This is a genomic window from Pseudomonas sp. NFX183 (assembly GCF_047943075.1).
Classification (GTDB): Bacteria; Pseudomonadota; Gammaproteobacteria; order Pseudomonadales; family Pseudomonadaceae; genus Aquipseudomonas.
In genome coordinates, this window is sequence record NZ_CP181333.1 from 4,278,951 (window position 1) to 4,301,403 (window position 22,453).

At 59.2% G+C, this 22,453-nt stretch carries 25 protein-coding genes; 14 read left to right on the forward strand and 11 right to left on the reverse strand.

Going from position 1 to position 22,453, the window contains the following annotated elements; translation table 11 throughout:
• Positions 1–105: 105 nt before the first annotated feature.
• Both ACM530_RS19975 and ACM530_RS19980 read right to left on the reverse strand, forming a co-directional pair.
• On the reverse strand, positions 106–960 hold the full coding sequence (locus tag ACM530_RS19975; protein WP_016704671.1) for an MBL fold metallo-hydrolase: 855 nt from the start codon (positions 958–960) through the stop codon (positions 106–108).
• Positions 957–1,466 carry a sugar ABC transporter gene (locus tag ACM530_RS19980; RefSeq protein WP_145158667.1) on the reverse strand — a complete coding sequence of 170 codons (510 nt, stop codon included), beginning with the start codon at positions 1,464–1,466 and terminating at the stop codon, positions 957–959. The genes ACM530_RS19975 and ACM530_RS19980 overlap by 4 nt, the downstream gene beginning before the upstream one ends.
• A 123-nt stretch (positions 1,467–1,589) precedes the next feature.
• On the opposite strand from ACM530_RS19980, the gene ACM530_RS19985 reads away from it, so the two are divergent.
• The 4 genes from ACM530_RS19985 (at position 1,590) to ACM530_RS20000 (ending at position 4,659) form a co-directional block, all read left to right on the forward strand.
• Entirely contained in the window at positions 1,590–2,471 is an 882-nt protein-coding gene (locus ACM530_RS19985; RefSeq protein ID WP_145158665.1) for a LysR substrate-binding domain-containing protein, read from the forward strand.
• A gap of 288 nt (positions 2,472–2,759) precedes the next feature.
• Entirely contained in the window at positions 2,760–3,194 is a 435-nt protein-coding gene (locus ACM530_RS19990) for a YeeE/YedE family protein (RefSeq protein ID WP_416362957.1), read from the forward strand.
• A gap of 5 nt (positions 3,195–3,199) precedes the next feature.
• A complete protein-coding gene (locus ACM530_RS19995) occupies positions 3,200–3,619 on the forward strand; it encodes a DUF6691 family protein (protein WP_369301162.1) in 420 nt (139 codons plus the stop codon).
• Between the two features lie 134 nt (positions 3,620–3,753).
• The gene (locus ACM530_RS20000; RefSeq protein ID WP_416362958.1) at positions 3,754–4,659 is read left to right on the forward strand and encodes an HNH endonuclease; all 906 of its coding nucleotides are present in this window, start codon (positions 3,754–3,756) and stop codon (positions 4,657–4,659) included.
• Between the two features lie 71 nt (positions 4,660–4,730).
• Here the strand turns inward: ACM530_RS20000 and ACM530_RS20005 are convergent, their stop codons facing one another.
• The 4 genes from ACM530_RS20005 to selD all read right to left on the reverse strand — a co-directional run bounded on the left by ACM530_RS20005 (position 4,731) and on the right by selD (position 8,737).
• Positions 4,731–5,648: a DHH family phosphoesterase gene (locus ACM530_RS20005; RefSeq protein WP_416362959.1), complete on the reverse strand. Its 918-nt coding sequence runs from the start codon at positions 5,646–5,648 to the stop codon at positions 4,731–4,733.
• Positions 5,645–6,841, reverse strand: a complete 1,197-nt coding sequence (locus ACM530_RS20010) for a cysteine desulfurase family protein (protein ID WP_416362960.1) — start codon at positions 6,839–6,841, stop codon at positions 5,645–5,647. The genes ACM530_RS20005 and ACM530_RS20010 overlap by 4 nt, the downstream gene beginning before the upstream one ends.
• A 74-nt stretch (positions 6,842–6,915) precedes the next feature.
• A complete protein-coding gene (locus ACM530_RS20015; protein ID WP_416362961.1) occupies positions 6,916–7,686 on the reverse strand; it encodes a sulfite exporter TauE/SafE family protein in 771 nt (256 codons plus the stop codon).
• A 1-nt stretch (position 7,687) separates the two neighbouring features.
• The gene (gene selD, locus ACM530_RS20020) at positions 7,688–8,737 is read right to left on the reverse strand and encodes a selenide, water dikinase SelD (RefSeq protein WP_262207851.1); all 1,050 of its coding nucleotides are present in this window, start codon (positions 8,735–8,737) and stop codon (positions 7,688–7,690) included.
• 319 nt (positions 8,738–9,056) lie between these two features.
• Between selD and msrA the strand changes: the two genes are divergently transcribed.
• The 3 genes from msrA to ACM530_RS20035 all read left to right on the forward strand — a co-directional run bounded on the left by msrA (position 9,057) and on the right by ACM530_RS20035 (position 10,761).
• Positions 9,057–9,563: a peptide-methionine (S)-S-oxide reductase MsrA gene (gene msrA, locus ACM530_RS20025; RefSeq protein WP_145158649.1), complete on the forward strand. Its 507-nt coding sequence runs from the start codon at positions 9,057–9,059 to the stop codon at positions 9,561–9,563.
• 94 nt (positions 9,564–9,657) lie between these two features.
• Complete coding sequence (locus ACM530_RS20030; RefSeq protein ID WP_416362962.1) at positions 9,658–10,143, forward strand: GNAT family N-acetyltransferase; 486 nt, start codon at positions 9,658–9,660, stop codon at positions 10,141–10,143.
• A 93-nt stretch (positions 10,144–10,236) separates the two neighbouring features.
• A complete protein-coding gene (locus ACM530_RS20035) occupies positions 10,237–10,761 on the forward strand; it encodes a GNAT family N-acetyltransferase (protein ID WP_416362963.1) in 525 nt (174 codons plus the stop codon).
• A 185-nt stretch (positions 10,762–10,946) separates the two neighbouring features.
• Here ACM530_RS20035 and ACM530_RS20040 read toward each other — a convergent pair whose 3' ends face one another.
• From ACM530_RS20040 to ACM530_RS20060, 5 genes are all read right to left on the reverse strand, one after another.
• A complete protein-coding gene (locus ACM530_RS20040; RefSeq protein ID WP_416362964.1) occupies positions 10,947–11,279 on the reverse strand; it encodes a DUF6124 family protein in 333 nt (110 codons plus the stop codon).
• A gap of 322 nt (positions 11,280–11,601) precedes the next feature.
• Positions 11,602–12,852: a flavin-containing monooxygenase gene (locus ACM530_RS20045; RefSeq protein WP_416362965.1), complete on the reverse strand. Its 1,251-nt coding sequence runs from the start codon at positions 12,850–12,852 to the stop codon at positions 11,602–11,604.
• 336 nt (positions 12,853–13,188) lie between these two features.
• A complete protein-coding gene (locus ACM530_RS20050) occupies positions 13,189–13,632 on the reverse strand; it encodes a type II 3-dehydroquinate dehydratase (protein ID WP_416362966.1) in 444 nt (147 codons plus the stop codon).
• 14 nt (positions 13,633–13,646) lie between these two features.
• The gene (locus tag ACM530_RS20055; protein ID WP_416362967.1) at positions 13,647–14,627 is read right to left on the reverse strand and encodes an NAD(P)H-quinone oxidoreductase; all 981 of its coding nucleotides are present in this window, start codon (positions 14,625–14,627) and stop codon (positions 13,647–13,649) included.
• Entirely contained in the window at positions 14,624–15,046 is a 423-nt protein-coding gene (locus ACM530_RS20060; protein WP_253397581.1) for a RidA family protein, read from the reverse strand. Before ACM530_RS20060 ends, ACM530_RS20055 begins: the two co-directional genes overlap by 4 nt.
• Positions 15,047–15,228: 182 nt before the next feature.
• Here ACM530_RS20060 and ACM530_RS20065 point away from each other — a divergent pair, with 182 nt between their 5' ends.
• The 7 genes from ACM530_RS20065 (at position 15,229) to argE (ending at position 22,420) form a co-directional block, all read left to right on the forward strand.
• Positions 15,229–16,203 (forward strand): LysR family transcriptional regulator, encoded by a 975-nt coding sequence (locus ACM530_RS20065; RefSeq protein WP_145158627.1) that lies wholly within the window; start codon positions 15,229–15,231, stop codon positions 16,201–16,203.
• Positions 16,204–16,525: 322 nt separating this feature from the next.
• Positions 16,526–18,043: an amino acid ABC transporter permease/ATP-binding protein gene (locus tag ACM530_RS20070; RefSeq protein WP_416362968.1), complete on the forward strand. Its 1,518-nt coding sequence runs from the start codon at positions 16,526–16,528 to the stop codon at positions 18,041–18,043.
• Positions 18,044–18,071: 28 nt separating this feature from the next.
• Positions 18,072–18,944, forward strand: a complete 873-nt coding sequence (locus ACM530_RS20075) for a phytanoyl-CoA dioxygenase family protein (protein WP_416362969.1) — start codon at positions 18,072–18,074, stop codon at positions 18,942–18,944.
• 28 nt (positions 18,945–18,972) lie between these two features.
• Positions 18,973–19,803: an ABC transporter substrate-binding protein gene (locus ACM530_RS20080; protein ID WP_145158621.1), complete on the forward strand. Its 831-nt coding sequence runs from the start codon at positions 18,973–18,975 to the stop codon at positions 19,801–19,803.
• 50 nt (positions 19,804–19,853) lie between these two features.
• A complete protein-coding gene (locus ACM530_RS20085; protein ID WP_145158619.1) occupies positions 19,854–20,585 on the forward strand; it encodes a class II aldolase and adducin N-terminal domain-containing protein in 732 nt (243 codons plus the stop codon).
• 9 nt (positions 20,586–20,594) lie between these two features.
• Positions 20,595–21,272 carry a DUF1028 domain-containing protein gene (locus tag ACM530_RS20090; RefSeq protein WP_416362970.1) on the forward strand — a complete coding sequence of 226 codons (678 nt, stop codon included), beginning with the start codon at positions 20,595–20,597 and terminating at the stop codon, positions 21,270–21,272.
• Positions 21,269–22,420 carry an acetylornithine deacetylase gene (argE, locus tag ACM530_RS20095; RefSeq protein WP_416362971.1) on the forward strand — a complete coding sequence of 384 codons (1,152 nt, stop codon included), beginning with the start codon at positions 21,269–21,271 and terminating at the stop codon, positions 22,418–22,420. Before ACM530_RS20090 ends, argE begins: the two co-directional genes overlap by 4 nt.
• Positions 22,421–22,453: the final 33 nt, after the last annotated feature.

Below are 22,453 nucleotides of genomic sequence, written 5' to 3' on the forward strand. Positions count from 1 at the left end.
CGGACGTCAGAGTCGTGCAAACAAATGTGCTCCCTTTATCGTTCCTGGCAAGTTTTCAGCCGCGAAGAAAAACTATCGAAAGACAGTTTGCTGCCCGTACTTGACTTACGTTTCGTAAGCAATGGCGTAGGTGCTCCCTGAGCGCTTGATATGAGCAAAGCCGAGCGCTCCTAAGTGCATGCCAGCGACCATCAAGTTATCTGAACTGGCCAAATCCAGCAGTCTCGTTCGCGTGGCCGCCGATAGCAGGGGATCTTGGTCGAAGGCAATCGTGACATCGGGGCGCGCAATCTGAATCTGAGGAAAATGAACAATATCGCCCCATATCAGCAAGCTGCGTGCACCGGACTCAAATCGGTAGCCGCAATGCCCGACGGTATGCCCAGGCAATGGCATCGCGCTGATGCCCGGCAAGACATCATCGGTGGCGAACGGGCGCAGATTTTTCCGGTACCGTTCGAACACCCTTCGTGCAAACAGAAAGTTTCCACGCGCACGTTCACTGGCCTTGCCAAGGTGACCATCGTCCTCCCAGAACGCTAGCTCTCGCTGATGCACAACCAACTCAGCATTACCAAAGGCCATGTCTCCCTCTGCGTTTAACAAGCCACCTACGTGGTCGGGGTGCGCGTGAGTCAACAGAACCGTATCTATGTCGGCAGGCTGCACTCCGGCCAGTGCAAGATGCGTCAGCAACTCGCCGCCCCAGTGATTGAATCCACCGGCGCCGGCGTCGATCAGAATCGTTCGGCCACGCCCACGTACCAGATAGCAATTGATATGGATCGACGCAGGCTCCCTGATTCCGGCGGCTAACTGCAGTCGGGCCGCCTCCGAGGGAGCGATGTTGGCGAGAAAATCCAGGTTCGCTCCCAAGTAGCCGTCGCTGATGGCTGTGATCGAAAACTCACCGACTTGCTGGCTGGGGAGCCTCCAGTTAGGTATTTCTGCCTTATTCATGACTGTAGCTGCTCCGTCATGGCGCGATAGACATTAAGCCCCTGCAGATCGTTGGCTTTGGCCTGAGTGCAATCCAGTTTGGCCAGCCAACGGTGTGCAGGAGACTTGTCCAACGCAAAGGCGTGCAGTGCTACAGGTGTAAGGCCTAGTTCAATCAGTACGTGAGGGCCTTGTTCACTGATCAACAGGAACTCGTCCGCGCCCACGGCAACTGCACGGCCTTCTGCGGCATAGAGGTTGCGTTTCCAATCAGTGATGTGAGAATGCCAGCGAGAAAAATTGCCACCTCCCTTTACGCGGTATTCGTCGCTCTGCAATACAGCGAGCGTCTCAACGGAATGCAAGGCCAAGTAGGCCGGGCAATTGCCGCTCAAGGCTTTGAAACGCTGTGAAGAGCTGAAACCGCTCACCGAAATCAGCGCGGGCAGTTTTTCCAGGGTGTAAAACTCATTCCACTCGGCTTCGCTGTCAGGTTCAGCGTAGTTGCATTCGACTGTGTAAATCATAAAGTCACCACATAGATTGATGTTTCATCATGCTAGTGGTGTGGTAATACCTGATAAAACGAATTTTCGGCACCCATCAGTGACTTAACATCAAGTTGGTTATCTTGACTCAAGGAAAGGACCATGCGTCGAAAGCTACCCAGTAACGCTGCGCTGATTGCCTTTGAGACAGCAGCCCGTCATGGCAGCTTTGCCCGCGCCGCCAATGAGTTGGCGTTAACCGAGGGCGCAATCAGTCGGCAAATAGGTCGCTTGGAAGTCTTTCTGGGAGTCACCCTTTTCGAGCGCGTGGGCAACCGCGTGCGACTCTTGCCTAACGGTGAGCGATACGCGGTGCAAGTTCGCGAACTGCTCGATCGTCTAGACAGGGACAGCCAGTATTTGATGGGCCAGCCCGAGAACGGTGCAAGTCTGGATATCGCCGTCAGCCCGACCTTTGCCTTGCGCTGGCTCATCCCTCGTTTATCTGGCTTTAGCCAGCAACACCCGAATATCTGCGTACACCTCTCGGAACGCATGGAGCCGTTCGTACTTGCTGGTAGTGGTGTTGATGCAGCCATCCATTTTGAGCACCCGGCCTGGACAGGCATGCACACGCATCGCTTGTTGAACGAAGTGTTAATTCCGGTTTGTCATCCTGTCCTACTGAAGCAGGGAAAGCAGGCAACGGCGCTGGATTCACTGCCGCGATTACACCGACGACAGAACCCGGATGCGTGGCAGCGCTATGCCCAGGAAACCGGAATTGTCCTAAGTAACCCAGCGATGGGCGCACGCTACGACTTGCATGCGATGTTGATTGAGGCAGCACTGGCTGGCCTGGGTGTGGCACTCGTACCGCGGATGTACGTGGAGGCGGAGTTGGCGCAGGGCCGGCTGGTTGCCCCATGGCCGCAGAAGGAGAATGTCGCCAAGACGTTTTGCCTCGTGTTACCTGAACCCCTTGAGCTGAGTCGCCCGCCCATCCAGGCATTTGCGCATTGGCTGTTGGAGGAGGCGCAGTGAACCGCCCCTGATTTTGTAGATTGAGTGACGGCTTCTGGCCGATTGCTGTCTATCGCGAACGGCTGAAAACGACTCAGAGAAGAATAGGAGAAGAATAGGGTCAGACCACTATTATAAAAGGTGGTCTGACCCCGTTTTTACTCTTCGTTTTTACTGGGAGCAGCGCTTCACCCATTTTCATGGGGGCGGCAGCAAAACCTGATTTGCGCAGACCCAGACCCGCACGGATGGTTATGATGCTTCGCTGATCAACAGCCCTCACTCACCCTCCTGTGCAGGAAATGCAAAATGAGCATTGATTGGATCAACTTCACGCCTTGGACTTCATTAGGCGCAGGCGCCTTGATCGGGCTGTCCGTCAGCGTGTTTGTTCTCGCCAATGGCCGAGTCGCAGGTATCAGCGGCTTGCTGGGAAGCGTGATGCGGTTTGGCAGTGAGGGCTGGGGCGAGAAAGCGTTGTTTCTTCTTGGCCTGGTGATTGCGCCATTGCTGTGGGGGCTGTTTAGCGTGTTGCCACAGATCGAGATCACGGCACAGTGGCCGGCCTTGTTGATGGCGGGCCTGCTCGTCGGCTTGGGAACCCGGTACGGCTCCGGCTGTACCAGTGGTCACGGCGTGTGTGGGATCTCTCGATTGTCACCCCGCTCCCTGGTGGCGACTGTGTGCTTTATGGCCGCCGGCTTTGCAACGGTGTACCTCATCCGTCATGTGCTGGGGGTTTGAAGCTGATGCTCAAGTTGACCGCATTTCTCGCCGGGCTGATCTTTGGCCTGGGCCTGCTCTTGGGCGGCATGGCCAACCCCGCCAAGGTGTTGGCGTTTCTCGATGTGGCCGGGGCCTGGGACCCGTCACTCGCCTTGGTGATGGTCGGGGCCATCGCCGTGGCGGTTATCCCTATGAGTTGGGCACGCAAGAACAAGCTGTCCTTACTCGCGGCGCCCATGCAGTTACCTGTTAACCGGGAGTTGGACGTGCGCTTGATAGGGGGCAGCGTGGTGTTCGGTATTGGCTGGGGAATGGCGGGTATCTGCCCTGGGCCAGCGGTTGCCATTCTGTTTACCGGGCACTGGCAAATTCTCATCTTCGTAGTGGCGATGCTGGTGGGTATGTATGTGTTTTCCAGCCTGGAAGGCCGGCGCACGTCTTGATGGGGGTTGACCCCGATTTTTAGGGAAGCTTTCTTGGCAGGGGTACACCGCACCCGGTAGTCGATCTTGAGCAACTGACTGATTTGCTGGAATTTCTCGATAAAAAAATAACTCAGATATCTGCGAGTAAGAGCATGGATAGCATCTACACAACGAAACGCCCCACCATTGCGGCAGAGGTTGCCAGAGCAATTAAAGTTGAGAGTGGTCATTGCTGCGCAATTAATCAGTGTACTGAGCACACTTACCTGGAAATTCACCATATCGATCACAACCGTGAGAATAATGATCCAAGCAACCTAATCGTTCTCTGCGACAAACATCATAAAATGGCGCACGCGGACATCATTGATCGAAAAGCGTTGAGGCTTTACAAACAACTGCTTGCAGCTTCAATCTTGAACCCTGTGCCAAAGCATCTGGTGGATACTGCTCCGGGTCTCAAGATTGTTGATTTGTATGAAGTTGAAAGCTGTAGCGGCGAAAACGACGACTACATCACCTCTTTAGAGCTGAAGCTGGTCAATCGCGGTACGCAAGTCACTTTTATAAAAGAAGTTAGGGCAACCACGCTCAAGCACTGGGAAACGTTGACTAATCACCACCATAGTCTTGTACCTATCTCGGCAACGTACGACCTGAAGATATACAAAGAGGAAGGGGCAGTTTCGCGCATAAAGGTCCACCACGAAGTAAAGCCTCAGGAGACGGAGCGAGTAACATTCCGCCTGGAGACTGACTATGACTCAGATCCTAATGGGCTATCTCTTTTCTTGATCAAGCTTGAGGTTCTCCACGACGAGACCAATAGCGTCGTGATCGCGCCACTCATCGTAGTGAACATCCGTCCTCGCTTTGCAAGCGCAGGGTCTTACTTTCCAGGCTACCAGCTCGGAACTATCCCTCAAAACAAGGCTGTCGCTTCAGAAGTGCTGTGCCTCGTGGACAATGGCACCCTTGTCAGCCAAGACGTGATCAATGCTCTTGAATCCTGGAAAAATGCCCATGAGGAAAGCGAGTATTTTGCTGGCGCAAGTTGAGGTCTCACTGACTGGCAGAAGTCGGCCAAAAACAGCCCTTCGACGCAACTACAAAACCAGCTGCGGTTTACTCACAACGCAGACGCGGCCAACCCCAGCTTCAACAGTTCCTTGCGTAGCAGCGCGGGCTCCAGCACCGCCATTGCGGCCTGCCATTCGATTGGCAGCAAATGGCTCAACTTTTGTTGGCTGACCAAAGGCTCAGCCAGAAAGTAGCTTTTGCACTCGCGGATGCTGATGACGTTCAACAGCCAGTCTTCACCCTGCGCCGCCAGCCAGTCACCGATCGTTGCACGATGCGTTCGGATGAGCACACTGGCATCCCATACCGCCAGCTGCGCGAAAACCTGCGGCAGGTTGCTCTCGGCTTTCAGCCGCTTCACATCAACCGCCAACGCGCCAATCAGGTCTGACTCGACAGTGGCTTGGCACTCGGAGAAATACCGCTCGGGCCAGTCGGCCTCCAGCTTCGCCCGCCCTGCGAGGACTTCATACGCCCGGATATCCGCTTGGGTGGTCAACTGCCCGGTGAAATTCAGGGTATTGTCCAAAATGGCCGTGGCCAGCAACGCAGCACTTTTTTCGCTGATCAGCGGCAACAGCTCTGCCGCTTCCCAACGCTGAAAAATCAGCGTTGCCGCTGCGCCGATCGGCAGGATGTCTGCCGCCGGTCCGAGCTTCTGCGCCCAATAGTTTTCAAAGCCTGGGTGATGGTCAATGACTTCCACCACCTGCTCAAGCACCACCAGCGGGTCGAAATGGTGGTAGTCGGAGACATCCACCAACACGAACTCATCACCCGCTCCCGGCCGGTAATCGTCCAGAGATGATTGCCATTCGAGCACGGTCCTGGAGATGCTGACATTGAGCGGGGCGCTACTGACGGCCCGAGCATCAACGCCCTGGTGATTCAACAGCTCGGCGTACGCAATGCAGCAGGCATACGCGTCGATGTCCAGGTACGCCGAGCCTGAGGTCACCACCTTCATGACACGTGGGTCACAGTGTGAGCTGCCGGGACAGTCGAAGACAGCTTCAGCGCTTGGGCGATACCCTCCAGAATCCGCTCATAGGCGAATTGACACTGTGCTTCGTCGATGGAAATGCGCACCGTGGCCCCGGCGATCCGGTCGGGATATCCCAGTTGTGTAACCGTGTTGGACAGGCTCAGTTTCTTGTCCGAGCATGCCGACCCACCGGTGATGTAGATCGACTGTGTGTTCAAGGCCCACTGCAGTTTTTTTGTATTGACCCCTGGCAATGCAACAAAACTCACACAAGGCACACGCGGTGCTTGCTGACCGATCACGACCACTTCGCCCAGCATCGCTTGCAGCGTACGCTCAAACGTTTCCCGGCTCTGTTGTACCGCGACTCTGCCGGTGCCGTAGGTGTGCTGTTTTTCCTGCAACGCGGTTTCAATCGAAAGAATGCCCGGATAGTTCTGAGTACCCCCGCGCAACCCGCCTTCCTGGCCGCCCCCAACGATCAATGGCGACAACCCGTAGCGGCTTCTGGCGTACAGAAAACCGGCACCGGGCAACGCCCCGAACTTGTGTCCTGACGCAATGGCGAAATCAACGCCGGATGCGTGCAGGTCCACAGGGATTTTGCCGATGGCCTGGGTCATGTCCGAAAACAGCAAGCCACCTCCAGCCTTCACTTGTCGGGCGATGTCTTCGATCGGTTGAATCACGCCGGTTTCGTTATGCACGGCCATAACGCAAACCAATGTCGGGCGACCTGCATGGGCACGCAGCAGCTGCTCCAATTGCTCGGTGTCGAGCAGTCCGTTCATTTGATGCCCGATCGCTATGGCTTGCAGGCCTTCCAGGCCGTAGCGGTTTATGTTCTGCAGGGTGCAGGCGTGTTCGATCGCTGAGTACAACACCAAGGGTTGCTCATGTTTGTAGCGTTCGAAAAAACCATGAAACACCTGGGCACAGCCCTCACTGGAGCCGCTGTTGAAAATCAGGCAGTCGGCGTCCACGTTCAAAAGGCTGGCGATGCTGCCACGCGCCCGTTCGACGCGTTCGAGCAACGCAACGCCCAGGGCATGATTGGCATTGGGGTTGGCGCATTGGCGGGTCGAAAACAACGCCTGAAGCATGTTGCTCACACCCATTGAAACCGGAGCCGACCCACAGACGTCGGCATAAACTGCATCCACAGCAATATCCATATCAAACACTTCCAGGTTTTCTTTTTTTATGTCATTCAGGATGCTGCTCGCAGATGCGAACAGAGACTCACAGGTCAAATAAGCACGCGCAGCATGAGCTGGAGCGAGCACAGCAAAACGAAAGCATTCAGCGCCTGTTTCAGGTGCCTCGAGTCCAACCGATGAGAAAGCATGGCGCCGAGCAAACCCCCCACCAATATCCCCAGTACCAACTCACCGGTGTAGCCGAGAAAATCCATGGTTGAACCCACTCTGCCGAATAACGCCCCACTTGCGCCGATGATGCCGATCAGCGCCGAGGTCGAAATGGCCTGCTTTATCTGCAGACCAAACAAGCTGATCAGCACAGGCAGGTAGATGAACCCGCCACCCTGTCCAACCAGCCCGCACAATACGCCCAGCACCAGCCCTATCAGTGGCAACGACAGCGATTGATGGTTGCACAACAGGGCCACCGGTTTACGGAACAGGTACGTGACCAACAACGACATCAACCCCAGCAGGCCGAAGACGAACAGGATGAAGTTTTCGCTGAAAGCATCAGCATTCAGCGAGGCAAAAAAGTTGGCGACAGCCATCGGTACGGCAAAGCTTCTGATCACTCGCCAATCCGGCTGAAACTTGATGCGGTGCAGCGCGAACGACACGAGGGACGAAAAGAAGCCCTGTGCGGAAGACAGCCCCGTCACGACTTCAATCGGCAGTTTCTGACCGGACAATATCGGGTAAATCAGCACCAACAGGGGCGTCACGATGATGCCCCCACCGATACCGAACAGACCTGACATAAAACCCGCCATCACGCCCACACCGACCATCACCGGGTAGATTGTCACGGCTACCATCTCAGCAGACCTTGATCTTGCCGGTCCCTTCCTTCATCCGACCAATAACAATCAGATCAGGGCAAAGCGCCTGCCACGCTCGACGGTTCGTTTCAAACCCTTCGGCACTCACCGTGAACAGCAAACCGCCATTCGTTTGCGGGTCATGCAACAGAAACTTTCTAGCCAAGGGAAGATCAGCCAGGTACTCCACGTTCTGCGCGTACTTTTTTAGGTTAGAAAAAATACCGCTGTCAGCCGACGTCACCGCCACCGCCAATGACTCTGTACCGTCATAAAAAACCAGGCCGCTCGTGTCCAGGTCAACATCCAGTTGCCCCAGCCCGACCATCTCACTGATATGGCCGATCAGGCCGAACCCGGTGATATCAGTCAAACTGCTGACTTCAGGACTTTCGCTCAGCGTGCGGCCAAACGCGTTGTCGCCGGTGATCTGGGCAAGCGTCGACGCGGCAATATCCTCTTGCTCAATCACGCCGGTCTTCAGGGCATTGGCGAGGATGCCGACACCGATCGGACGCGTCATGACCAGCAAATCTCCGGCCCTGGCGGTGTTGTTTTTCTTCAGCCGGTGTTTTTCCACCTCACCAATGATCGAGAAACCGTACAAGGGCTGGCTGTTCTTGATCGTATGGCCACCGACGATGCTCACATTGAACTTGTTCATCACCGACTGGGCGCCCAGGATCATCTGCGTTACCTGCTCGGCCGACACCAGTTCCGGGTCGAACGCCATGATCGAGTTGGCAATCAGTGGGCTCCCGCCTGAAGCAAAGATATCGCTGACAGCATTGCTGGCTGCCAATTGGCCGAAGACATAAGGATCGTTGACTATCGGGGAGAAAAAATCGGTGGTGAATAAAAGGTATTTTTCACCTGCGTCATAGACGGCGCAATCGTCAGAAGACTCAAAGCCCAATACCACTTTGTCATCCGACACCGTATTGGCTGCTGCAGTTTGCGACAGAATTTTCGTTAACACGCTGGATGGGATCTTGCACCCGCACCCACCACTCTCAGATTTATCCATAATCTGACAAAACATCGACATCGGCTTTCCTTAAAGTCCATTTTCCATAATTAAAACAGCGGCTTAGCGTGCTAGAGCTGGCTGTTATGTCCTATTTCCGCCGACAAAAATCGCATGGTTTCATTGCAGAAATATGACGCCATGGCGGCATTTTGAAGTCATGCGGATGTCAGCGCGCAGGGGTGTATGAACCATTGCCTCACGGCTGCGCAGCGCTGTGCGGCCATTTTGCTGGCCGGGAATTTTATCAGTGAGGCGAGCGCGACCCGACGTTCACCCTTGCTATTGCCCAGCGCAGCCCCATAACTATCCCGGTACTCATTCAGCACAAGGGCAGACCATGACCAACCAAACCGAAACCGCGATCCTTGCCGGCGGCTGCTTCTGGGGCATGCAGGACCTGTTGCGGCGCTACCCCGGCGTCCTCAGCACGCGAGTCGGCTACACCGGCGGCGATGTGCCGAATGCCACTTATCGCAACCACGGCAATCATGCTGAAGCGATTGAGATCGTGTTTGATCCTGCGGTGATCACGTACCGGCAGATTCTCGAGTTCTTTTTCCAGATCCACGACCCCAGCACGCCTAACCGCCAGGGCAATGACCTTGGGCCAAGCTATCGTTCAGCGATTTATTACCTGAGCGAACAGCAACGCGACATCGCCGAAGACACTGCTGCCGACGTGGATGCCTCCAAGTTGTGGCCAGGCCGTGTGGTGACTGAGATAGAACCCGCAGGGCCGTTTTGGGAAGCGGAGCCGGAGCATCAGGATTATCTGGAGCGCATACCCAATGGCTATACCTGCCACTTCATCCGGCCGAACTGGAAGTTGCCCAAGCGCGCCTGAGCCTGAGGTGCGCTTAAAAAAAACAAGGTAGACCACGCTTCGGGAAACCGTATAAACGTGGTCTTACTCCTGCGCCTATGTAGAGTGCAACGTCATGCTCATCACACGCGATCAAAACACCCCAGTGAAGTTAGTCCTCGCTCAACCCGGCGACGTGGACGACTTGGTTGCCATTCGAATCGAGGCGATGCGCGACAGCCTGGAGCGTGTCGGGCGGTTTGATCCGGTGCGGGCGCGTGAGCGCTTTGTCAGCGGCTTCGAAGCCCACAACACCCGTTACATCGAGGTCGCTGGAGACCGGGTCGGCTTTGTCGTGGTCAAGCACGACCCCGATCAACTCGTGCTCGACCACCTGTACGTGAGGCCGAGTGCGCAAGGGGCAGGGGTAGGTGCTGCGGTGCTTGCTCTGATTTTCAAAGAAGCGGATGCGGCTGCACTGCCGATCAAAGTGGGTGCTCTCAAAGAAAGCGCCTCGAACCGGTTTTATACCCGCCATGGTTTCCAATTCGTCGAAAGCAGTGAATTCGACAATTATTACGTCCGTCAGCACCTTACGGCGCGCGGCGTAACTGGCCCGTAGTGTGTATGGATGGCACGAGGGGCTGTGCATCGCAAAATCGTCATCGAGGCCGGCTTACGCTAACCCCTTGATATCCGAACAAGGAGCGCTTCGATGATTCGTCACGCCTCACCCGCCGACGCCAGGGCGATTGCCCAGGTGCACATCAGCAGTTGGCAGGACGCCTATCGCGAGCTGATGCCCGCCGACTACTTGGGTGCGTTGAGCTCGACGTTGGCCAGGCGCGAGTCATTTTGGATGGCCTCGATTGAGTCGGGCGAATCAAAAGTCTGGGTGGCGCAGGTTAACAAGCAGGTAGTCGGCTGGGTATCCGTCGGCGCCAGCCGTGATGAGGATGCTGCTGCGCAGAACGTAGGTGAGGTCATGGCCATCTACGTGGTCGCGGAGCACTGGCACACGGGCGTCGGGCTGGCGTTGTGGAACGCGGGCTTACAGTATTTAGCGGAGCAGGGGTTTGAACAGTTAACGCTGTGGGTGTTGGCCCGTAATGAAAGGGCTGTCCGGTTTTATCGCCGGGTAGGCTGTGTTGAGGAGGCGGGCAGTGAGCGCACGCTTGAGAGGGGCGGTGTGCAGTTGGTCGAGGTGAGGTATCGGTTGCCGTGTATTCGCTTGCGTTAGACAGAACAGGCGGCAGGCCACGCCTTTAACGGTGGCCTGTTCCCCACTACCCATCAGTTAAGCGCAGAACCCCTGTGGGAGCGGGCTTGCCCGCGAAAGCGGCGGGTCAGTCGACATCAATATTTGCCGGCCCGACATGTTCGCGAGTAAGCCCGGTTGTTTATTCGGGTCATGCAGTTGAAAGCTCAGCTACCCGCTACAGCAGCCTCACGCTCCATCAGCCTGTCCATCAACAAAACCCCCAACTCACTCAACTGGTGAATCGCCAGCGCCACGTCGCGCTGTTTCCCGGTCAGGTCCTCCGACAGGTCAAGCAGCAAGACGGTCACTGAGGAGAAGGTTTCGTAGCCGTTGGTGATCAGGGTTTCGTTGCTGGCATCGGCGGCAACGCTGAACAGGCCTGTCGGTGGTAAAGGTGGGTCATTTTCTGGATTGAGATAGCGATCAATCGCGCGATGCGCCGCCTGGTTCAGCTTCAGGTCCGGCTCGTTCGGAGGGTTGGGTGTGACTTTGAACATGTGTGTTGTACCTGATTAGGGCCAACACCTCTTCGCTACTAAACGATGGGGTGGCAGCTGTGCGCAGGTTAGTAGACCGGGGAAACACACAAAGCCGGCGCGCCCGAGGGCGCCCTGCACACAGCCACCATCAAGCACAGACAAGAACATCTGACAGATGAGGCTCATGCACTTTATGTTATCGCTCGGGCTACTAAACCCGATCACTGAGTGTTCAGCGACCGAGCAACCTTAGAGACGCCCACCCAAGCGCACAAGCCGGCGGATTCTGACGCAAGCGTAGGCAACGGAGCAAGGCGCTGTCGCCTCGGACTTTGCTGTTTCAGGGCTTGGTGTAGGACATGTACTCATTCTGCAAAACAATATGGTCGGCCACGTACTTCGCGTCGTGCCAAACCCCGTAGATAAACGACGACGCGCGGTTCACCAGATTCGGCAGGCCGAGGAAGTAAATCCCGCTCTGCGCCGAGATCCCGCGCTTGTGAAACGGCTCGCCTTTTTCGTCAAACGCATCGACCTTCAACCAGCTGAAATCAAACTTGAAGCCCGTCGCCCAAAGGATAGTGGTCACGCCGGCCTCGGCCAGGTCCAGGCTGAGGATCGGGTTAACCAGGCATTCCGGGTCGGGCAGCAATTTCCAGGCGTCGGGCTCCAATGGGAACGGCAACCCGTTGGCCTCGATGTAGGCGTCGGCGTCGCGCAGTACATCAAAGTAGGCGCGGTCACCTTCGGCCACGTTGTCGGCCAGGCCCGGTTCGAAGGTCATCACGCCCTCGTTCCACGCGCGCGTGACGCCGACCAGGTGGATGCCCTGGTGCGCCAAGCGGCGGAAGTCCACGGTCTTACCGCCCTCGTAGCCGCTGACGGCAAAGGCCACGTGCTTTTTCTTCGGCTGAATTTTGACTTCGTCCCACAGGCCCAGCGCGCCGAGCCACCAGCAGTAGTCGCGGCCGCGGTACGCGCGGGGCGGGCGGTAGTGTTCGCCCACCGAGAGGTACACGGTTTTGCCGGCCTTTTGCAGCTCTTCGGCGATTTGTGAGCCGGAGGCGCCGGCGCCGACCACCAGCACGGCGCCTTCGGGCAATTGCGCAGGGTTTTTGTAGGTGGAAGAGTGCAGTTGGTGCACGGGCGCGGTGGCCGGGACGATGGTGGGGATCGATGGGCGCTGGAACGGGCCGGTGGCGGCCACCACATTGGCGGCTTCGATGATGCCCGCGGAGGTGGTGACCTTGAAGCCGGGGCGGCCCACATGGCGTTCCACGCGCTGGACTTCCACGCCGGTGCGCACGGGGGCCTGTAACTTCTCGACGTAGGCTTCGAAGTAGTCGGCCATGCGCTCTTTCGGCGGGAAGGCTTCGGGGGAAATGCCCTCGAATTTCAGCCCGGGAAAGCGGTCGTGCCAGGCCGGGCCGTTGGCGACCAGCGAGTCCCAGCGCTCCGAGCGCCAGCGTTCGGCGATGCGGCTGCGCTCCAGCACGAGGTGCGGCACACCCATCAGGGAAAGGTGCTCGCTCATGGCGACGCCGGCCTGGCCTGCGCCCACTACCAGGGTGTTGATTGTTTCCACTGACATGTGCGTTTCCTAAAAGTGAACGACCTCGGTCGGTTTGGGCGACGCGCAAGCATCGACAGCCTCAGTGTGATCACGCAGTGGAAGGAGCGAAATTATGCTTTTTGAAGGCAGAGGTTAGGAAAATCCAAACCCCATGGGGCAGTCGCTAGCAGCCTCATTCTCGATGCATCACCGATGCACCCTGAATACACGCTTTTTCAGCCTGATTTTTTCGACGAGTGGCTGCGTCAGCCAGTTTGCGATGCAGGTGCACGGGTAATCAGGTGCACTGCGGTGACCCCTTCGCCGCCTCGCTAAAGCTCGACAGCGCCCACAGTTGATCTGCGGTGAGGCGGTTCATTGGGTTTTCAACAACGTGGCCACCGCCGTAAGCGCCAGCTCATAACCCAACGCCCCAAGCCCTGCGATGACGCCGGTAGCCGCCTTGGACACGTAAGAATGATGCCGAAAGCTCTCGCGCTTCCAGATGTTGCTCATGTGCGCTTCGATGATCGGGCCGTCGAAGGCCAGCAGCGCGTCGAGGATCGGTACCGAGCTGTAGGTGAGCCCGGCGGCGTTGATCACGATGGCGTCGGCGTTCAGTCGCGCTTCCTGTATCCAGTCCACCAGCACGCCTTCATGGTTGCTCTGACGAAAGTCCAGGGTCAGGCCCAGCTCAGCGGCGTGGCGTTGGCAGCGTGCTTGGATGCTGGCGAAACTTTCGCTGCCATAGGTGCCGTTTTTGTCCAGCCCGTACAGGTTGGCGTTAGGGCCATTGAGGAAAAACACGCGGTGGGACATGGCTTGCGCTCCAGTTATTGCGCGACGGTCAGCACGACTTTGCCGACATTGGCGTTGGCCTCCAGCAGGCGATGGGCCTCGGCGGCGTGCAGCAGTGGCAGCTGCGTGTGGATCTGCGGGCGCACCAGGCCGGAGGCGAGCCAGGGTAAAAAACGCGAGCGGATGCACACCGCCAAACGGGCTTTTTCGGCGTGGCTTTTAGGGCGCAGAGTGGAAGAGGTGAGGCTGAGGTTTTTGCGCATCAGTACCTGTAGATCCAACTCGATCTTCGCGCCTTGCAGGAACGACAGACTCACATGCCGCCCGCCCATCGCCATGGCGGCGAGGTTGCGCGCAACATAAGGGCCGCCGACGTTATCCAGCACCACGTCCACGCCGCGTCCTTCAGTGCAGTCGTTCACCCCCTCGACGAAATCTTCAACGTGGCGATCCACCGCGCGCCACACGCCAAGCGCTTGCAGCATCGCGACTTTCTGCGCGCCGCCGGCGGTGGCAATCACCCGCGCCCCGGCGGCATGCGCGCACTGCACGGCAAAGCTGCCAACGCCACTGGCGGCGCCGTGGATCAGCACGCTGTCGCCGCTGCGCAGGCGGCCCAGTTCAAACAGGTTGTGCCACACGGTGAACGCCGCTTCCGGCACGCCTGCGGCATCCTGAAGTGACAACCCCGCCGGCACCGGCAGGCAGTGCGCCGCCTGTGCCACGCAGTACTCGGCGTAGCCGCCGCCGTTGAGCAGCGCCATCACGCGGTCGCCAGGGGCAAACTCATCCACGCCATGGCCTACCGCGACGACGATGCCCGCCGCTTCCAGGCCGAGCACGTCGGTAACACCAGGCGGAATCGGTGCGCCGCTGCGTTGCATCAGGTCCGGGCGATTGACGCCTGCGGCGGCCACGCGAATCAACACCTCGCCTGGCTCGGGCGTTGGCATCGGGCGCTCTACGCAGTGCAGCACCTCAGGCCCGCCCGGCTCACGGGCAATCACCGCCCTCATACGGCCCAGTCATCCGGCACAACGGCGATCACGTCGATTTCCATCAGCCATTCCGGCTGGCCCAGGCCGGAAATCACCAGCCCGGTGGAGATCGGGAACACGCCTTTGAGCCACTTGCCCACCTCTTGATACACCGGCTCGCGGTAACGCGGGTCGATCAAGTACGTGGTGGTCTTGACGATGTGCGACAGGTCGGAGCCGGCCTCCTCAAGCAGTTGCTTGACGTTTTTCATCGCTTGCTCGGCTTGCGCGCGCGGGTCGCCAAGGCCGACCAGGTTGCCGTCGAAATCGGTGCCGATCTGGCCGCGCACATAGATGGTGTTGCCGGCGCGCACGGCCTGGCACAAGTCGTTGTCCAGCGCCTGGTTGGGGTAGGTCTGTTTGGTGTTGAACATGCGGATGCGGGTGTGGGTGGGCATAGGGGCAACTCATCGGACGCAGGATGAGTTCAGCTTCACATTGCCCAGGTGCCTGCGAAACCAGCATTTGTGCGCGGTAGTGCTTAGGAAAAACCGAAGCCCGTGCAGGTCATCGGTTCGCGCCTGACCCGGCACGAACCCTGCAACACCCCGCGTACAGTCATTGTTGAGGGGCAGGCGTAATGCTCAGTCGTATTACTCAGCGTCAACTGGAGTATTTCGTGGCGTCAGGAGAGGCGGGCAGCATCAGTGCTGCGGCTGAACGCATTCATGTGTCGTCGCCGTCGATCTCGGCCGCCATCACCCATATGGAAGCGGAGCTGGGCATCCAGCTGTTTATCCGCCATCACGCCCAGGGCATTTCGCTCACGGCGGTGGGGCGCCAGGTGATGCAGGAAGCCAAGCTGATTCTGGAGCAGATGACCAACCTCTACACCATCGCCTCGGAGTCGTTGAACACTGTGCGCGGGCCTTTGCGGGTGGGTTGCCTGGAGTCGCTGGCGCCGATGATCACCCCCGAACTGGTGTTTGGTTTTGGCCGCGCCTTCCCCGGCGTACGGCTGACCCAGGCCGAAGGCAACCACGAGGAATTGCTGGAAAAACTGCGCAGCGGTGAGCTGGATATCGCCCTGACCTACGACCTGGTGACCAGCCCCGACATCGACTTCCAAGCCCTGGCGCACCTGCCGCCGTATGTGATGGTCGGCGAGTATCACCCGCTGGCGAGCTTGCCGGCGGTGAGCATGCAAGACCTTGAAGCGTATCCGGTGGTGCTGCTCGACACGCCCTGGAGCCGCGACTATTTCCTCAGCCTGTTCATGCAGGCGGGCACTACGCCCAACATCATCATGCGCTCCACCAACCTCGAAACGGTGCGCGCGATGGTCGGCAATGGCATTGGCTATTCCTTCGCGAATGCGCGGCCCAAATCCAATGTGTCCCAGGATGGCAAACGCGTGATTCGCCTGCGCCTGGCCGGCTCGCACCGGCCGATGCGGCTGGGCTACGCCACGGCGAGCAACACCCAGCTGTCGCGTGTGGTGTCGGCGTTCGCCGAGCGCTGCCGGATGTTTGTGTCCGACCAGTACATCCCCGGTATGGCGCCGCCGAGCTTTTTTGACCCGCATGCGGTGCGGGTCTTGAGTGGTGTGAGCTGAGATTGCACCAAAAGGTGGCGCGGGCTGCGCCACTTGCTCGGCGGTGCACTCTTTTGGCCTGACCCTGCGACCCCAAGGACAAAATCAATCAAATGTGGGAGCTGGCTTGCCTGCGAAAGCGGTCTGTCTGTGCCTGATGTGCCAGCTGATCCACCGCAATCGCAGGCAAGCCAGCTCCCACATCAGGGTTTCGGTGTTTTTAGGCTGCATAGGTTCTGCCTACCCAGTGAGCCGGGTTTTACGAATTGACCCTGCACCCCCGTCCCCACGACTCTCATCCCATCGATGCAGATCAATTTCTTTTCAGCAAGGCACCGCGACGATGACATTCGACTGGCACTACATGTTTGGTTTGCTCGCCGATCCCGAGTTCTGGCGGGCGACGTGGACGGTAATCAAGCTCAGCACCCTGACCTGGGTCCTGAGTATTGCCCTGGGCTTTCTGCTGGCGCTGGCCAAACAATCCAAACATGGGCTGCTCAGCGTCCCGGCCCGAGGCTATATCTGGTTGTTCCGCAGCCTGCCGCTGCTGGTGCTGCTGATCTTTATCTACAACCTGCCCCAGGCGCTGCCTGGCACCTCGGCCGTGCTGGCCGACCCGTTCTGGTCCGGCCTGCTGGCGTTGGTGATCTGCGAGACGGCGTACGTGGCCGAAATCCACCGTGGTGGTTTGCTCTCGATTCCCAAAGGGCAGGGCGAAGCGGCGCGGGCGTTGGGCTTGAAGTTCTTTGGCACCCAGTGGCGCGTGGTGATCCCCCAGGCGTTGCGCGTGGCGTTGCCGTCGCTGGCCAACGAGTACATCTCCATCGTCAAGCTCACCTCGCTGGTGTCGGTGATCTCGCTGACCGAGATTTTGATGGTCGGCCAGCGCCTGTATTCGCAGAACTTCCTGGTGATTGAAACCATGGCGGCGGTGGCGTTTTTCTACGTGTTTATCGTCACCGTGTTCGACTTCCTGCTCAAACGCCTGGAGCGCTTTCTCGACGTCAACCAGCGCAACGTGTCCCGCGTGCCGGACGCGGCGGTGCTGGCATTGGCCACCCAACAACGCACGGCGCCGGAGCGCCCGGCCAACACTGGCGTCGCCGCGCTGCAAGCCGCCCGCTTGCATAAGGCTTACAACGACATTGAAGTGCTGGGCTCGGTCAACCTGCAGGTGCAGCCGGGTGAGGTGGTGTCGGTGATCGGGCCGTCCGGGTCGGGTAAAACCACGCTGATCCGCCTGCTCAACGGCCTGGAGCAACTGGACAACGGCGAGATTCATATCAACGGCCTGCCGTTCATTCACTTGCACAAAGTCGGCGCGTATAAACCTCAATTTATTGAGCACGCCGAGCACCGCCTGAACATCGGCATGGTGTTCCAGAGCTTCAACCTGTTCCCGCACTTGAGCGTGCTCGACAACCTGCTGATGGCGCCGAAATACCATCGCCTGGGGCGCACCGATGAGCTCAAGCAACAGGCCTACGCGCTGCTGCACAAGGTCGGCATGCTTGATCACGCCTGGAAGTACCCACACCAGTTGTCTGGCGGCCAGCAGCAACGCGTGGCCATTGCCCGCGCCTTGATGATGCGCCCGCAGATCATGCTGTTCGACGAGCCCACCTCGGCGCTCGACCCCGAGAAAGTCAACGAAGTGCTGCAGGTCATCGAAGCCTTGGCCGGGGAGGGCATCACCATGGTGATCGTCACCCACGAGATGAACTTCGCCTTCAAGGTTTCCGACCGCATCGTGTTCATGGAAAAGGGCCGCGTGGTCTGCGACGACACGCCCCAGGCCCTGCGCAGCGGCCACAACCCACGCGTGGAGGCGTTCCTCAAGGACGTCTCGCTGGCGTGATCTCTTTAATGTTCAGGACTCACACAAAATGATCGAGCAAGCTCAAATCGAACAATTCCAGCGCGACGGCTTCCTGGTGGTGGAGGGCGTGTTGTCGCTGGACGAAGTGGCCGCGTTGCAACACGACTTCGACCAGTGGGTGGAAGAGAGCCGCAGCCACGACCAGGGCTGGGGCGCCACCGTGGATGGCCGCGCGCGCTTCGACCTGGAAGGCGATCATCGCGCCGATCACCCGTCGTTGCGCCGCGTGAGTTCGCCCACTGAGATTTCCTCGGCGTATGAGCGCGTGGCACTGCACTCGCGGATGGCGGCGATTTCCGCGCAGTTGGTGGGCGCTGGCGGCGCGCGTTTTCACCACAGCAAGATCAACTCCAAACTGCCGCACACCGCGACGCAGGTGAAGTGGCACCAGGACTTTCTGTTCACGCCGCACAGCAACGACGACATCGTCACTGCCTTGCTGATGGTCAGCGAAGTGACCCCGCAAAACGGCCCACTGAATGTGATCCCCGGCAGCCACAAAGGCCCGTTGTGGTCGCACTGGCAGAACCAGCGTTTTACCGGCTCGGTGGACGATGCCGTGGTTCAAGAACATTGCCAGCAACCGGTCGCCTGCTACGGCCCGGCCGGTTCCGTGTGCTTTATGCACACGCGCCTTCTACATGCTTCCAGCCCTAACGAGACCGAACTGCCGCGCACCCTGTTCATCAGCGTCTACGCCGCTGAAGACGCGCTGCCATTCGGCGAAAACCCGCTGCCCAGTGCACACGCCGGCCTGCTGGTGGCCGGTGAAGAAAGTGGCTTGGTGCGTTCCACCAACAACCACCTGCGCCTGCCGCAGAAACCCCGTGGCGCATCGTTCTTTGTGCAACAGGCCGGCCAAGACTCCGCGACTGCCTAACCCCCTAAAATCCTTGCAGGTAATGACCATGACAGCGTCTCAAAAAAGTCTTCGCCCTCTTGCCGTGTGCCTGTTGGGCGCCGCGGTTGCACTGACCTCGTTGGCGGCTTCGGCGTTCCAGCAGGAAGGCAAGATCATCGCCGGTTCCGACGTGACCTTCTTCCCGTACGAGTACATGGATAACAACACGCCGGCAGGCTTTGATATCGAGTTCATGGACGGCCTGGGCAAGGTCATGGGGCGCAAGGTCGAAACCCTCGACACGCGCTTCCCCAACCTGATCACCGGCCTGCAGGCCGGGCGGTTCGATGTGACCAACTCGTCGATGTACATCACGGCGGAGCGGGTCAAAGTCATCGACATGATCCCTTACCTGAAAAGCGGTGAGTCGATCCTGACCCTCAAGGACAGTGCGTTCCAACCCAAGAAGCCGGAAGAGTTCTGCGGCCACAAGATCGGCTCCATGGGCGCCACGTCCTGGCTGGCGCAGATGCACAAACTGTCGGATGAGTACTGCGTGGCCAAGGGCTTGAAACCGATTGCGATCAGTGAATACAGCACCGACCCGCAAACCACCCAGGCCTTGCTGGCCCACGCCGTTGAAGCGCAGATCACCGATGCCGCCGTGGCGCGGGGTGTGGTCGACAAGCTCGGCAGCCGCGTGGTGATTTCGTCCGACACGCTGATCTACCCGGTCCTCAACGGCTTCGGCGTGAAAAAGGGCAACGACGAGGTGAAAAAAGCCCTGCTCGACGGGCTGCAAAAGTACCGGGCGACTCCGGAATACGCGGCCTTGCTCAAGAAGTACAACTTTGAAGCGCCGACCGATGCCGACATCGCAGCGTTGATGCCCAAGTAAGCCTATTGCGTGGCCGCAGCCTTGCGGTCGCGCCTTGCGGAGACAGATTCATGGCGTTATCCCTTGAAGAACAGGCGCGCATCGACCTGGCGGCAACCTTCCGCATCATTGCCCACTTGGGCATGCATGAGGCGGTGGCCAACCATTTCAGCGCGGCGGTATCGGCCGACGGCAAACAGTTTTTGCTTAACCCGAAGTGGAAGCATTTTTCGCGCATTCGCGCCAGCGACCTGTTGCTGTTGAACGCCGACGACCCGGCCTGCGCCGACCACCCGCATGTGGACGCCACCGCCTGGTCGATCCACGGGCAGATCCACCGACTGCTGCCGCAAACTCGCGCCGTGCTGCACTTGCACCCGGTCTACACCACGGCGGTGGCGTGCCTGGCCAAACCGCACATTCCGGCGATTGACCAGAACACCGCGCGCTATTTCAACCGCGTGGCTGTGGACGAGCTGTACGGCGGCATGGCTGACACCGAAGCCGAAGGCGCGCGCCTGGCCGCGCTGCTCGACGGCAAGAGCCGCCTGCTGATGGGCAACCATGGCGTGATGGTCACGGCCGCGTCCATTGGTGAGGCCTTTGACGATATCTGGACCCTGGAGCGTGCCTGCCAGATCCTGGTGACGGCGTGGTCCACCGGGCAACCGTTGAGGGTGTTGTCGGATGACGTGGCGGAGAAAACCGCACGCGGCTGGGAAGGTATCGCGGACTTTTCGCGGCAGCACTTTGAAGAAATGAAGCAATTGATGATCGACGCCGACCCTTCGGTGCTCGACTGAGGGCTTTTTATGACGTTTTCCGTTGTCGCTCGCTGTGCCGAAACCGGCCAGTTGGGCATTGCGATCAGCTCTTCAAGCATTGCCGTTGGCGCCCGTTGCCCATGGCTGCGACCCGGCGTGGGCGCGGTGGCGTCGCAGAACATCACTTTGCCGAGTTTGGGGCCGCATATCCTGGATAGGCTAGGGCAGGGTCTGGCGCCGAGTGAGGCGCTGGAAACGGTGCTGGCCGGCCAGGATCACAGCCAGTATCGCCAGGTGACGGTGATCGATAACCAAGGCCGCACGGCGTATTTCAGCGGCGCGCAGACCCTTGGCATTCATGCGGCGTTGAGTGGTGAGCAATGCGTGGCCGCGGGGAATATGCTCGCCCATCCCGGCGTGATCGAGGCCATGGTGCGGGCGTTCGAAAACGCCTCCGGGCACCTGGCCGACCGATTGCTTGCCGCGATGCAGGCGGGCCAGGCCAAAGGCGGTGAAGCCGGCCCGGTGCATTCGGCCGCCCTCGTGGTGGTCGATGACCTGCTGTGGCCCATCGTCAATTTGCGCGTGGACTGGGCCGATGACGATCCGATCGGCGCCCTCGACCAATTGTGGCAGGCCTATCGCAGCCAACTGCAGGACTACATTGACCGCGCCATCAACCCACACCAGGCACCGGGCTATGCGGTACCGGGAGATGACCGATGAGCAACAGCCGCGACCTGCTGGCGCAACTGGTGCGTTTCGACACCACCAGCCGTGAATCCAACCTGGCCTTGATCGACTTTGTGCGCACGTATTTGCAAGGCCACGGCGTGGCCTGCGAGTTGGTGTTCAACGCGCAAAAGAGTAAGGCCAACCTGCTGGCAACCCTTGGCCCGGCCGGCGTGCCGGGGATTGTGTTGTCCGGGCACACCGATGTGGTGCCGGTGGACGGTCAGCGCTGGACGGTGGCGCCGTTTGACCTGACGGAAAAAGACGGCAAGTTGTACGGGCGTGGCACGGCGGACATGAAGGGCTACATCGCCTGTGTGTTGGCCTGCGTGCCGGCACTGGTGCAGGCGCCGCTGCGCATGCCGGTGCATATCGCGCTGTCCTATGACGAAGAGGTCGGCTGCCTCGGCGTGCGCTCGCTGATCGAAAGGTTTCACGCGCAACCGGTCAAGCCGCTGCTGTGCGTGATTGGCGAGCCCACCGAGCTCAAGCCGGTGCTGGGCCACAAGGGCAAGCTGGGCATGCGCTGCCAGATCCATGGCGCGGCGTGCCATTCGGCCTATGCGCCGTCCGGCGTGAACGCCATCGAATACGCTGCGCGGTTGATGAGTGAGCTGGTGCGGCTCGGTGAAACGCTCAAGGCTGAGCAGCACCTTGATGCGCGATTTGACCCGCCATTTTCCACCGTACAAACCGGTGTGATAACCGGCGGGAAGGCGTTGAACATCGTGCCGCAGGATTGCAGTTTTGACTTTGAAGTGCGCGCGTTGCCGACCCAAAACCCCTGGCAGGTTGCGGACCAGTTACGCGGCTACGCCGAACACACGCTGCTGCCGGCAATGCAGGCAGTGAGCGCGCAGTGTGCGATCAGCTTCAGCGAGTTATCCAGCTACCCGGGCCTGGCGACGTCGCTGGAGAGCCAGGCGGCTGAGTGGGTTGCGCAATTCTGCGGCTCGCGCGACTACGGCACTGTGGCTTTCGGGACTGAGGGCGGGCTGTTTGACCAGGCAGGCATCCCGACCGTGGTGTGCGGACCGGGGAGCATGGAGCAGGGCCACAAGCCGGATGAGTTCATCAGCCTGGAACAACTGGCGGCGTGTGACCGGATGCTGGCGCGGGTGGTGGCGTTTGTGAGCCGGTAAGCCCACCCCTATCCAATGGGGGAGCGGGCTTGC